Genomic DNA, 13,663 nt, shown 5'->3' on the forward strand with positions numbered 1-13,663 from the left:
TCACCTCTTGGAACAATTTTCTTTCGCCTTAAATAATAATTTTAAAAATTCTCTTTTCTTACTAATAATTCGATCTTCCAATTCAGATAGTTCTTTTGACTCACCATCCAATGAAAGTTGAGCACGTTTTGTTTCCATACGTAGCAAATCGTGCTTCATTCGTTCTAATTTACGAGAAGTTAAGACATTGATTTTTTTTATTTTTTGTTTAACGGCTTTGCGTTCTTCAGGGCTCAAATTTTCAAATTCTTTATGGAGAGCCTTCATCCGTTCTTCAAATTCCGTAGTCATTTTAGACGTTGCCTCCTTGAAAAATATCCAGCAAAAGGATTCATTACAAACTGCATACACTTTAACAGGATTTGACCAATAATGCAAAAAAGAACCCGAAAAATTTTTCAGGTTCTAACGAATTTATTCTTTATTTAAGTCGCGAATCATCTGATCAATCTTAGAACCATATTCAACTGATTCATCCAACTCAAAAAACAGCTCCGGTGTTTTGTAAATTGATAATGCATGTCCTAATTCTCGACGAACTAACCCACTTGCCTTATTCAATCCTTCTTGTGCCTTTTCTTTATCTGACGCTTTATCAGATAATAAGCTATAATAAATCGTCGCTTGCTGCAGGTCGCCAGTAACGTGAACATCCGTGATATTTACTTCTTGCACACGCGGATCACGAACTTTTTTTCGTAAGATGTCATTGACTTCTTTTAAAATCTCTTGAGCGAGACGACGATCGCGATAATTTGGCATATCGACTGCCTCCTTGTTCATACTAGTAGATTAATTTTTAATCATTCCACTATGCACTAAGAGTACATAGTGGAACGAATAATTATTATTTAGGCTTGATTTCTTCCATAATAAAGCCTTCGATAACGTCGTCAACTTTAATATCATTGAAGTTTTCGATCATGGCGCCACATTCGTAACCCATCTTAACTTCCTTCACATCGTCTTTGAAACGTTTCAAGCTAGCAAGTTTGCCTTCAAGAATAACGATTCCATCACGAATGATACGCACACCGCTGTCACGTTGGATAGAACCTTCGTTAACGTAACATCCAGCGATAGTACCAACTTTAGAAACTTTATAGGTTTCACGAACAGTCATTTGACCAGTAATTTTTTCCTCGTATTCTGGATCAAGCAAACCTTTCATCGCCGTTTCGATTTCTTCGATTGCTTTATAGATAATACGGTGTAAACGAATATCTACTTCTTCTGTTGATGCTTGTTGTTTTGCTTGCGGTGTAGGACGAACGTTAAATCCAATGATAATCGCGTTACTTGCCGCTGCTAAAGTAACATCACTTTCATTGATTGCTCCAACTGCGGAATGGACGATTTTCACACGTACGCCTTCAACATCAATTTTTTTCAATGATGCTGCTAATGCTTCAGCTGAACCTTGTACATCTGCCTTGATAATGACATTAACTTCTTTCAATTCTCCTTCTTTAAGAGATTCAAATAAGTTATCTAATGTCACACGGGCACTAGCACTGCGATGCTCAAGCAACGCGCGTTTCGCACGTTCTTCCCCGGCAGCGCGAGCTGTTTTTTCATCATCGAAGATTGCAAAACGATCTCCTGCTTGAGGAACATCATTCAATCCAGTAATTTCTACTGGTGTTGCTGGTCCGGCCGCTTTTTCTCGGCGTCCGATATCATTTGTCATTACACGAACACGGCCATAGGTATTTCCGACAACGATTGGATCTCCGACTCTCATTGTACCTTGCTGAACCAATAAGGTTGCAACTGGTCCTTTTCCTTTATCTAAACGAGCTTCAATGACTGTTCCGATTCCGTGTTGCGTTGGATCTGCTTTCAAGTCTTCCACTTCTGCAACCAGTAGAATCATTTCTAATAATTCCTCGATATTTTGGTTGAATTTCGCTGAGATTTCAACAAAAATCGTATCGCCGCCCCAAGCCTCTGGAATCAGTTCATATTCGCTCAATTCTTGCATTACATGCTGCGGATTAGCACCAGGTTTATCAATCTTGTTCACGGCTACGATAATTGGTACTTTCGCTGCCTTCGCATGGTTGATTGCTTCAATTGTTTGAGGCATCACACCATCATCAGCAGCCACTACTAAAATCGTAATATCCGTGATACTTGCTCCACGGGCACGCATGCTTGTGAAGGCAGCATGTCCTGGTGTGTCTAAGAAAGTGATTGGCTTGCCATCAATATCAATTTGATAAGCACCAATATGCTGAGTGATTCCTCCTGCTTCACCACTTGTTACACGTGAGTGACGCAAAGTGTCTAACAATGTTGTTTTACCATGGTCAACGTGTCCCATGATCGTAACTACTGGCGGACGAGAAACAAGGTTTTCCTCATTAGCTTCTTCCACATCGAAGAAACGGTCGATATCAGCGATATCAATTGTCACTTTTTCCTGTGGTTCGATTCCGTAATCAGTTGCCAACAGTTCAATTGTATCTTTATCTAATGGTTGGTTTTGGTTGACCATTACCCCCATCATGAACAACTTCTTGATGATTTCAGCAGGCTCGCGATGAATCTTCTTAGCGATATCTGCAACATTCATACCCTCTGTATATTCTAAGATTTCTGGCAACTCACGGAATTTACGTGGTGGTACAGCAGGTTTTTGGCTTTGTTGATGCTTGCCCTTTTTCCCTTTTTTGTTGAATTTGTTTTTGTTACGATTTTGATTGCCACCAAAGTTATTGTTGCGGTTTTGATTACCGTAATTATTTTTATTACGATTTTGATTGCCGCCTTGTGCAGATGAACCGCCTTGGTTCGAGCGTTGCGCATTGCCTGCACCAACTTGTGCTGGACGTTGTCCCTGGTTTTGGCGTTGTACGTTATTCGAGCCACCTTGTGCTGGACGCTGTCCTTGGTTTTGGCGTTGTGCGTTATTCGAGCCACCTTGTGCTGAACGTTGTCCTTGATTTTGGCGTTGTGCGTTATTCGCACCACCTTGTGCTGGACGCTGTCCTTGGTTTTGGCGTTGTGTATTATTCGCACCGCCTTGTGCTGGACGCTGTCCTTGATTTTGACGTTGTGCGTTATTCGAGCCACCTTGTGCTGGACGCTGTCCTTGATTTTGGCGTTGTGCGTTATTCTCACCACCTTGTGATGAAGGCTGTCCTTGATTTTGGCGTTGTGCGTTATTCGCACCGCCTTGTGCTGGCCGTTGTCCTTGGTTTTGGCGTTGTGTATTATTCGTGCTTCCTTGATTTGGACGTTGTCCTTGGTTTGAACGATTTGCGTTCGCTGAGTTGTTCTGTCTATTGTTTTGTGTCAAGTCTTTATTTCCTTTTCTATTCTGGAAATTTGGGTTATTCTTCGAGCTCTTTCCATGGAATTTTGGTTTTTCGTGCTGGTTAGCTGATGGTTTTGCTTGAGTAGTTTGTTTCGTTTTGCTAGAAAAAGCTTGTTTCAATTTTGATTCATCATCTCCGGACAATGAACCCATATGATTATTAACGTCAATCCCTAGGGTTTGTGCTTTTTCCACAACATCCTTACTTGATTGATTCACTTCTTTGGCAAATTCGTATACTCTCTTTTTTCCCATGCAATCACCTTCCTAACCTGTTATTAACGTCATAATTTTGTTGGCGAATCCTTGGTCTAAAACCCCTATTACTTTTCTCGGTTTGCCAATCGCGCCTAAAATCTCTCCTTGAGTAAATTCGACAAAACATGCCGTTTGATAATACTTACTTTTATCTGATAGTTTCTTTTGAGTGTTTTCACTCGCATCAGTAGTAACAATCACGAGACTCACTTTATGCTTACGAATTTCGTTGATTGTCAATTCTTCTCCTGTGATCAGTTTGCCTGCACGCATAGCAAGGCCTAACATGTTCAAGGCCTTTTGTTTATTCATTGCCGAAGAGCTCTTTTCTGGCTTTTTGGTGTTTCACATAATCTAATAGTTCTTGATAAAATTCATCGCTTAGTTCCACATCCAACGTACGATCTAAAATACGCTTTTCCCACGCTGCTTCAACTTCTGCCGGCTCAAGAGCCACATAGGCTCCACGCCCTGGCTTTTTACCAGAAGGATCAATTGAAACCTCGCCTTCTTTTGACTTAGCAATGCGAATCAATTCTTTTTTAGGAAACATTTCACCGGAAACTACCGATTTACGCAAAGGAACTTTTCTTTTTTTCATTTGCTGTCCTCCTATTGAGTTATTGATCCGTTTGATCTGAAGCAATGTTTTCTTCATCTTCAATCATATTGTCAATTGTTACTTCTGCTTCTGTTTCGATGTCTTCTACTTCCGTTTCAACCGCATCTGCTTCAGAAGTGATTTCTTCAACCTCAGAAACAATGTCTTCTACTTCCGATTCGTCATAGGTTTCATAAAACTCTTCCATGTCCGATTCAGATTTGATATCAATCTTATGAGCAGTTAGTTTAGCGGCAAGACGCGCATTTTGCCCCCGTTTACCGATAGCTAATGACAGCTGATAATCAGGTACAACAACCGTGCAAACTTTTGGATTATCAATATCAAAGATAACATCTTCCACTTGGGCTGGATTTAAAGAGTTTGCGATAAACACCGCTGGATCTTCATCCCACTCAACGATATCCATATTTTCACCTTTTAACTCATTTACAATTGCTTGTACTCGTTGTCCTTTTGGCCCCACACAGGTTCCTACTGGATCAATGTTCGGGTCGGTTGAACGAACAGCCACTTTTGCACGATCACCAGCTTCGCGAGCAATGCTGACGATTTCAACAATACCATCGTAGACTTCAGGGATTTCCTGTTCAAACAAACGACGTAATAAATCTGGATGGCTTCGGCTTACGAAAACTTGAGGTCCTTTTGAAGTGTTTTCTACTCGAGAGACATATACTTTAATACGGTCGTGTGGTTTGTAATGTTCATTAGGCATTTGATCTTGTTTTGAAAGAACTGCTTCGATCTTACCTAAGTTGACATAGATGTAACGATTGTCCTGACGCTCAACCACGCCTTGCATAATGTCTTTTTCATAAGCACTATATTCATTGTAGATGATACTACGTTCTGCTTCACGAACACGTTGCAAAATAACCTGTTTCGCTGTTTGTGCAGCAATTCGACCAAAATCTTTTGGTGTTACCTCAAATCGAATCGTATCACCGATTTCATAGGCTGGATTGATTTCCATTGCATCCTTTAAAGATACTTCTAATTGTGAGTCCATAACTTCTTCCGTTACTTCTTTCACGGCATATACATGGATGTCGCCTTTTTTTTCATTGAATTCGACTTCAACATTTTGTGACTGGCCATAATGACGTTTGTAGGCAGAAACTAAAGCCGCCTCCAATGCCTCGATCACGATTTCCTTCGAAACACCTTTTTCTGCTTCTAGAGTATCCAACGCATTCAGCATTTCTTTACTCATTCTAACTTTCCTCCTAGTTCATATTAACGAATCTATCCTTCAAAGTAAAAAGAAGTTGTACTTTTGTCACATGCTTCAATCTACTAATAGAAAAATAGGTTTGACATCATTTACTTAAAATTCGATTGCATAACGAGCTTTCGCAATATTTTTACGATCAAAGACCATGTCCTTGGTGCGTGTTTTGATTTTTACCGTTAGCGTCAACTCATCTTCAGTTAGCTCTTTCAAAAAGCCTTGATATTGTTTTTCGCCATCGATATTTTGGTACAACGAAACATTAATATATTGACCCATCGCTTTTTGATAATCCGCCTCTTTTTTCAATGGACGTTCAGCCCCTGGAGAAGACACTTCTAGAAAATATGCTTGCGGAATCGGATCTGGGTCGATCGAATCCAATTTATCACTGAGTTTTTCACTGACAAAGGCACACTCTTCAATATCAATGCCGCCTTCTTTATCAATAAACACTCTTAAAAACCAACTTTTCCCTTCTTTGACGAATTCCACTTCGACAAGTTCAAAATTTTGCTCGTCTAAGATCGGTGTTACTAAGTCAGTCACTGTTTCGACTACACTGCTCAAACTGTCAGCCTCCTTTAATCCATTAAAAAGAGTGAGCGAAAAATCCGCTCACTCACCATCAATCTATGATTACATTGTCATAGTAGCACAAATCTATTGAAAATTCAACCTTATCATTTTCATAATAGGAGTTCCTTTCATTTTTAGGTTGAATTTATCTTTTTCTTTACATATCAAAAAGTGAAAGTTGGTTTTCATCTGGTAAGTCTTTTAGGACACCGTGAGTATCCATATATTCAATCAATGTCTTAGATACCTTTCCTCGAGAAGCTAAATCTTCCTTCGACAAAAAGATTCCGTCTTTTCGTGCTTCAACAATTTGTTTCGCTACGTTCAAACCAAGTCCAGGAACTGCACGGAAAGGAGCGATTAGCGTATCTCCGTCAATGACAAAATCTTGAGCATCTGATTTATATAAATCAATCATTCCAAAATGGAAGTCACGCTCTAGCATTTCATTACACAACTCTAATACCGTTAACTGATTTTTCTCTTTTGTTGAAGCGTCCATTCCCTTATCTGTAATAGCCTTCATAGCTGCTTTCACAGCATCTTTCCCTTTAGCCATTGCTACTAAATCAAAATCATCGGCACGCACCGAAAAATACGCACAGTAATACAGGATAGGAAAATAAACCTTAAAGTAAGCTACTCGCAACGCCATCAACACATAAGCTGCCGCATGGGCTTTAGGAAACATATACTTAATTTTAGAACAAGAATCAATATACCAATCGGGAACATTGTTTTCTTTCATCGCGGTTAAATAGGTTTCACGTAAGTCATCGTCAATTTTGTTCCATTGCCCTTTACGAACTGTCTCCATAATTTTGAAAGCCATTCCACTATCCAATCCAGCGTGGATTAAGTAAACCATGATATCATCTCGACAACCAATTACTTCAGCCAAATTGGCTTCTCCGCGACTAATCAACTCTTCTGCATTTCCTAACCACACATCGGTACCATGGGATAAACCGGAAATTTGAAGTAACTCAGCAAACGTCGTTGGGCCAGTTTCTTCTAACATCCCTCGAACAAAACGTGTACCAAATTCAGGGATTCCTAATGTCCCTGTTTTAGAATATATCTGATCTGGCTCTACGCCTAATACTTGAGGCCCTGCAAAGATCTTCATTACCTCTGGATCATCTGTTGGAATCGTTTTGGGATCGACTCCCGATAATTCTTGCAACATCCGAATCACTGTTGGGTCATCATGACCAAGGATATCGAGCTTTAACACATTATCATGAATTGAATGGAAATCGAAGTGTGTCGTTTTCCACTCAGAGTTTTGATCATCAGCTGGATATTGAATCGGAGTAAAATCATAAACATCCATGTAATCAGGGATAACAATGATGCCTCCAGGATGCTGTCCGGTGGTCCGCTTAACTCCCGTCGCACCTTTAGCTAATCGATCCACTTCTGCATTACGAAAATGCAAATTGTGGTCTCGCTCATATCCTTTAACAAATCCATACGCTGTTTTATCAGCGACCGTACCAATCGTCCCTGCTCGATAAACATAATCCTCACCAAATAGTACCTTAGTATAATTATGTGCTTCTGCTTGATAATCACCAGAAAAGTTCAAATCAATATCTGGTACCTTGTCTCCATGGAAACCCAAGAAAGTCTCAAACGGAATATCATGACCATCTTTATTCAAACGTGTACCACATTTTGGACAAGCTTTTTCTGGCAAATCAAAACCAGAACCATAAGAGCCATCTTCAAAGAATTCTGAGTACTGACACTCAGGACAATAATAATGTGGTGGCAATGGATTAACCTCAGTGATCCCGGTCATAGTAGCAACAAAACTTGATCCTACAGAACCACGTGAACCAACTAAATAGCCATCAGCATTACTTTTATGCACTAGTTTTTGAGAAATTAGGTAGATCACTGAAAAACCATTTCCGATAATGGAAGTCAATTCTTTTTCTAAACGTTTTTCGATAATATCTGGTAAAGGGTCACCATACAATTCTCGTGCACGATCGTAACTTAATTTTTTGATTTCTTCTTCAGAACCTGGAATTTTCGGCGTGTATAAATCGTCTTTCACTGGAATAATCTCTTCGCAGCTATCCACGATTGTATTAGGGCTATCAACAACAATCTCTTTAGCCAACTCAGGTCCTAAGAAGCTAAAAGCCTGTAGCATTTCATCTGTTGTCCGAAAATGTACATCTGGCAAACTATGACGGTTCAATGGGTTTGCACCACCCATTGAACTAATCAGAATCTTACGATAAATTGCATCTTCTTTATTCAAATAATGAACATCCCCAGTAGCAACCACCGTTTTATTCAAATCTTTTCCGATTTTAATTAAGTTTCGCAAAATGTCCTCTAAATCAGACTCATTCTTCACTAGTTCCTGTTCAATTAGTGGCGCATAGACAGCTTTTGGCATTACTTCAATATAATCATAAAAGGCTGCGCGATTTTTCGCTTCCTCAACACCCTTTTGCATCATCGCTTCAAAGATTTCTCCTTGAGAACAAGCAGAACCTATTAAAAGATTTTCCCGTAGCTTATTCAACTGGGAACGAGGGATTCGAGGAACTCGTTCGAAATACTCTACATTTGACATCGAGATTAGTTTAAATAAATCTTTCAGACCTGCCTGGTTTTTTGCTAAAATCGTAGCGTGAAATGGGCGTGCTCTTTTATATGAGTCTCCTTCACCGACATGATCGTTCAACTGATCATGATAATTCATTTCATGCTTTTCGATTGCTTCCTTAACAAAAATCCATGCTAAGTGTCCTGTCGCTTCTGCATCATAAACCGCCCGGTGATGTTGCTCTAAATTAACACCAAATTTTTTCGTTAAGACACCTAAACCAAACCGCTTAAATTCTGGATACAAGAAACGAGCCAGTTCCAAAGTATCAATCACTGGATTTGGTGTTTCTGGCATTCCGTGACGAACATACGTTGTATTAATGAATCCAATATCGAACGTTGCGTTATGGGCCACCAAAATCGACCCTTCACAGAATGTTTCGAATAATTCCATGACTTCTTTTTCTGGTTTTGAGCCGCGAACCATTTCATCGGTAATTCCAGTTAAATTAATTGTTGTTTCTGACAGTGGATGTCCTGGATCAATGAATTCCTCAAAAGTATCAATCACATTTCCTTTATGCATCTTAACTGCTGCCAACTCAATAATCGTATCATAGACAGCTGATAGCCCTGTTGTTTCCACGTCAAAAACAACATAAGTAGCATCCGTTAACGATTCGTGAGCATCGTTGTAGGCAATCGGAACACCATCAGAAACGACATTTGCTTCAACCCCATAAAGAATTTTTACACCAGCTTTTTTACCGGCCGCATGGGCATCAGGAAACGACTGCGCGCCACCATGATCTGTAATAGCAATCGCTTTATGGCCCCATTTCCCTGCTTGTGCGACTAGTTCGCTAGCACTGTTTATTGCATCCATCGTGCTCATATTAGTATGCAAGTGTAGTTCTGAACGCTTCTCTGTTGCTGTATCTTGACGTTCTGGATGTTTGACTTCTTGAATATCTTGCGCATTCATAACAAGATCACGCATGAAGGTATCCTCTTGGACGCTCCCTCGGACACGAATCCAACTATTATTTGCTATCGCTTCAAAAATGGCCTCATCCTTTTCTCCATTGGAGAATTTCTTCACGACGAAGGAAGATGTATAATCGGTCATTTTCAAAATCAAAATTTTCCGTTTTGATCGCAACTCCCGAACTTCTTTATCGAAAATAAAGCCCTCAATAGTAATTCTGCGTTCTTCTTCAATTATATTTCCCATAGGTGTAATGGATTCATCTGCTGGAATATTTCGTCCCATTTGAATAGGTCCGTCAAAATGAGCAGCATTTTCTTTTTGCTCTTTTTTCTTCGATTCATACTGCGCTAAACTTGCTGCAGCTTGTTCTTGCATTGCTTGGGCTTGCGCTTGCTTGCGAACTTCGAATTCCTGCAATTTTTTATCTGCTTGCGCTTTGTCCACTTCTGGATCAATCCTCAAGTGTGGAAAACCGTATGAAACCAGGTTTTCTTCAATAAGAGGAAGATACTGTTGCTTCAGAAATGGAATAACCGTCTCGTTGTCAATCAATAAGACAATACGTTTACCTTGGATTATTGGTAACGGCTTACTTAAGACTTGTTTGACCAAAGGTGTATCACATTCTTGTTCACTCAATGCCAATTGCCAATAATTTTGAAGAAGCTCTTCTTCAAATTGATTCTCTTCTGGGATGATATGTAATTTCACCTTTGCAATAGATTGAAAGGCAAGTTGTAGCTTTTGATGAAATGCATAAAATAATTTTGCCGGTAATATTTTCGGTGTTTGAATAAAAAATTCCCAAACTCGCGATTTCTCATGAACAACAACTTCCTTGATCTCAGATTCTTGAATCATTGGGTGTTGCTGCTCTTTCTCGGCCAATTCAATTTGTCGTAGTAAATTTTCGAACATTTCACGATTTTTAGACAAAATGACATCTCCTTCACTTTTTCAAGTATGTTCCAGTATACCTGTTTTTTTTTATGATTGCATTAGAAAAAGGATCGAAAAAATTTCGATCCTTTCATTTTAAAAGAAGAAACGCTGAATATCATTCCATGTAACCAATATCATCAAAAGCATGATAAATCCAAATCCAATCATGGTAATCATACCTTCTTTGTCTGGATCAAGTGGTTTTCCACGAACACCCTCAATAAAATTCAGCAATATTTTACCACCATCAAAAGCCGGAATAGGAAGCAAATTAACAATACCCAAATTAACGGATAATAACGCCATTAAGTAGGTGACTGTTTTAACTCCTGCACGCGATGCTTCGGCTGACATTTGATACATCATCACCGGTCCACCCAGCTTGTCTAAACTAAACCCAGTAAATAGTGACCCTAAGGCACCGAAAATTCTTTTAACCATATCCCATGATTGAGTTAAACCACCAATCACTTTATCCCCAAAGCCTGTCTTCATGTAAGGTGTTACACCAATTTGTCCTACTTTTTCACCATTACTCTTCACACTCTTTGGTATCATTTGCATTGTTTTTTCTTTGCCATCATGTTCTGCTATGATAGTTAATTCTTTTCCGGGTTTCTTAGTAATTGTATTGGTTAGATCATCCCAAGTGGAAATCTTTTTTCCATCTACTGAAAGAATTGTATCATGATCTTTAAGACCAGCAGCCGCTGCTGGACTACCAGCTTGCACAGTCCCAATTTGATTAGTATCGTAATTTGCTACTCCACCTTGCAGAAATGCTAAAGCAATAAACAATAGAACCGTTAATATAAAATTATTCATCGGACCAGCAAAATTTGTCAAGATTCTTGAACCCAACTTGGCAGATTGAAACTGAACATCCCGCGGGGCAATTCGGACTTCTGTTCCACTCTCTTCAATCACAGTCGCATTATGCTGAACCTTATAAGTCGTCTCTTGACTTTCATCACCATTCACGTATCCTTTGATAACAAGCTCATCCACTAAGTCGGCCGAAATCAACTCCATTGGAATACTATTTGGTAACTGAATTTTCTTACTGGTATTGATTCGATGAACCTCATTTTTAGAAGTTAATTCCACAGATAATGGCATTCCTGGGCTCAGTTCTGTTTCTTCATCTTCTAATCCTGCCATTCGTACATACCCGCCAATCGGCAATAATCGCAAAGTATAAGTAGTTCCATCTTTTCCCATATGAGCAATTAGTTTAGGTCCCATGCCAATCGAAAATTCACGAACCAAAATCCCTGCACGTTTTGCAAAGAAAAAATGTCCAAACTCATGAACGATTACAAGAACCCCAAATACAATTAAAAACGTAATAATCGTACGCATAATTTTCCTACCTTCAATTAGTTTCTTAGAAACAGTTTATCATAGTCTCGAAAGAATATATTCCTTTACCGATCATTTCATAGAAAATTTAAAAAAGTCTCCTATATAAATTCAATCTTTCCTTTGGAGTGTTTCTCTCTCTTATCTCCGAAAAAAAAAGAGCTATTATGCTCTTTTAAAAAACGCCTAATAAATGCATCATTGGAAAAACAAACAACATACTATCGAAGCGATCAAGAATACCACCATGTCCTGGTAAAATTTTTCCTGAATCCTTCACACCATAATGGCGCTTAATTGCTGATTCTACCAAATCCCCAAATTGACCGACAACTGAGAAGATGATTATGAAAATAACCATCGTCACTAAATTATGTTGAAACACATTAGGTTGAACCAAAATAAAGACAACTGCAACTACTATCGCACTGGCGATACCGCCCAGCGCTCCTTCAATCGTCTTGTTTGGTGAGATGTCTGGCCATAATTTATGTTTTCCGACTTGTCGCCCTACCATATAAGCACCAATATCTGTGGCCCATACAATAAAGAAGGCAAAAAGTAAGATCGCCAGTCCATCTGCTCGTGCTGTTACTAAATTTTGGAATCCAACACCAACATATAAACTAGCAACAACAGGAAAACCTGCTTCATCAATAGTGTAGGTGTTCTTGGATACAACCGAGAATCCTAAAATGATCATAACTGTCAAATAGAATAATAGAAAATTACTATTATTTCCGCTTAAAAAAGGCATCCAACGTTCTGCTGGTAAGACTAAAAATACCGCACCTAGAATGGATAGGACGCCTTCAAAACTTAAAATCGCAAGTCCCTTCATACGGAACAACTCATATACACCAATTCCTGCTAATACTGCTGCCGCTAGCTCCACTGCAATTCCACCGACATAAAGAATCGGAATAAAAATCGCTAAAGCAACAACAGCGGTAATAACTCGCTGTCTCATTTTTTATCCTCCTTATTCAAACCGCCGAATCTCCGATTTCTCTGTTGGAAAGAAGCAATAGCTGCTTCTAAATGATCACCATCAAAATCTGGCCATAAGGCTTTTGTAAAATAAAGCTCACTATAGGCTAACTGCCAAAGTAAAAAATTGCTAATTCGTTCTTCGCCGCTAGTCCGAACAACTAGCTCAGGATCTCTCAGTTCTTTTGGTAGAAATCCTGTCATCAAGTGATCACCGACAATGTCATCATTGATCTCTTCGATTGAAAGCTCATCCTCTTTAACCTCTTGAGCCATTTGTTTGATGGCAGTAATAATCTCAGCCCGGCTCCCATAATTTAATGCGAAATTCAAAACAAGTCCATCGTTTTTTGATGTTTGCTCGATTGCACGTTTTACCGCATCTTGCGTATGTGCAGGCAAATACTCTTCGTATCCCATAACATGAACTTGCACATTTTCTTCAATCAACTCTGGTACAAAAGTATCAAAAAAATCAACTGGCAGCTGCATTAAAAATTTGACTTCATCCTCTGGACGCTTCCAGTTTTCAGTTGAGAACGCATATAGCGTTAATACTTTTATTCCTAAACGATTTGCATGTTTCGTGATTTTTTTGACTGTCTCCATGCCTTCTTTGTGTCCGGCGATTCTTGGTAAACGACGATTTTGCGCCCAGCGTCCATTTCCATCCATAATAATCGCAACATGCTTAGGTACAGAACCTTCAGGATCGAAGACGAATTGCGCATCCTCTGGTGTATATTTTTCTTTTTGTGGAAAAAATCGCAATACCATGTTTTTCCCTCC

Annotated in this window: 11 protein-coding genes; all 11 read right to left on the bottom strand. The window is 39.3% G+C overall.

Annotation, left to right across the window (positions count from 1 at the left end):
• The 11 genes from IGI50_RS10075 to IGI50_RS10125 all read right to left on the bottom strand — a co-directional run bounded on the left by IGI50_RS10075 (position 1) and on the right by IGI50_RS10125 (position 13,651).
• Positions 1-291 carry a hypothetical protein gene (locus tag IGI50_RS10075; RefSeq protein ID WP_218255939.1) on the bottom strand — a complete coding sequence of 97 codons (291 nt, stop codon included), beginning with the start codon at positions 289-291 and terminating at the stop codon, positions 1-3.
• Between the two features lie 123 nt (positions 292-414).
• On the bottom strand, positions 415-762 hold the full coding sequence (gene rbfA / locus IGI50_RS10080; protein ID WP_010746073.1) for a 30S ribosome-binding factor RbfA: 348 nt from the start codon (positions 760-762) through the stop codon (positions 415-417).
• An 85-nt stretch (positions 763-847) separates the two neighbouring features.
• The gene (gene infB / locus IGI50_RS10085) at positions 848-3,577 is read right to left on the bottom strand and encodes a translation initiation factor IF-2 (RefSeq protein ID WP_438776871.1); all 2,730 of its coding nucleotides are present in this window, start codon (positions 3,575-3,577) and stop codon (positions 848-850) included.
• Positions 3,578-3,589: 12 nt separating this feature from the next.
• Entirely contained in the window at positions 3,590-3,892 is a 303-nt protein-coding gene (locus IGI50_RS10090; RefSeq protein WP_311855391.1) for a L7Ae/L30e/S12e/Gadd45 family ribosomal protein, read from the bottom strand.
• Positions 3,885-4,181, bottom strand: coding sequence for an RNase P modulator RnpM (gene rnpM / locus IGI50_RS10095; RefSeq protein WP_010746069.1), 297 nt, complete (start codon positions 4,179-4,181; stop codon positions 3,885-3,887). The genes IGI50_RS10090 and rnpM overlap by 8 nt, the downstream gene beginning before the upstream one ends.
• Positions 4,182-4,200: 19 nt before the next feature.
• Entirely contained in the window at positions 4,201-5,418 is a 1,218-nt protein-coding gene (nusA, locus tag IGI50_RS10100) for a transcription termination factor NusA (protein WP_010746068.1), read from the bottom strand.
• Between the two features lie 114 nt (positions 5,419-5,532).
• Positions 5,533-6,006, bottom strand: coding sequence for a ribosome maturation factor RimP (gene rimP, locus IGI50_RS10105; protein WP_010746067.1), 474 nt, complete (start codon positions 6,004-6,006; stop codon positions 5,533-5,535).
• Between the two features lie 166 nt (positions 6,007-6,172).
• The gene (locus tag IGI50_RS10110; RefSeq protein WP_438777587.1) at positions 6,173-10,498 is read right to left on the bottom strand and encodes a PolC-type DNA polymerase III; all 4,326 of its coding nucleotides are present in this window, start codon (positions 10,496-10,498) and stop codon (positions 6,173-6,175) included.
• A 117-nt stretch (positions 10,499-10,615) separates the two neighbouring features.
• Complete coding sequence (gene rseP / locus IGI50_RS10115; protein WP_438776872.1) at positions 10,616-11,884, bottom strand: RIP metalloprotease RseP; 1,269 nt, start codon at positions 11,882-11,884, stop codon at positions 10,616-10,618.
• A gap of 175 nt (positions 11,885-12,059) precedes the next feature.
• On the bottom strand, positions 12,060-12,854 hold the full coding sequence (locus tag IGI50_RS10120; RefSeq protein WP_218255948.1) for a phosphatidate cytidylyltransferase: 795 nt from the start codon (positions 12,852-12,854) through the stop codon (positions 12,060-12,062).
• Positions 12,851-13,651 carry an isoprenyl transferase gene (locus IGI50_RS10125; RefSeq protein ID WP_218255950.1) on the bottom strand — a complete coding sequence of 267 codons (801 nt, stop codon included), beginning with the start codon at positions 13,649-13,651 and terminating at the stop codon, positions 12,851-12,853. Before IGI50_RS10125 ends, IGI50_RS10120 begins: the two co-directional genes overlap by 4 nt.
• Between the last annotated feature and the right edge of the window lie 12 nt (positions 13,652-13,663).

It is taken from the genome of Enterococcus sp. DIV0170 (genome assembly GCF_051710765.1).
GTDB lineage: Bacteria > Bacillota > Bacilli > Lactobacillales > Enterococcaceae > Enterococcus_A > Enterococcus_A raffinosus.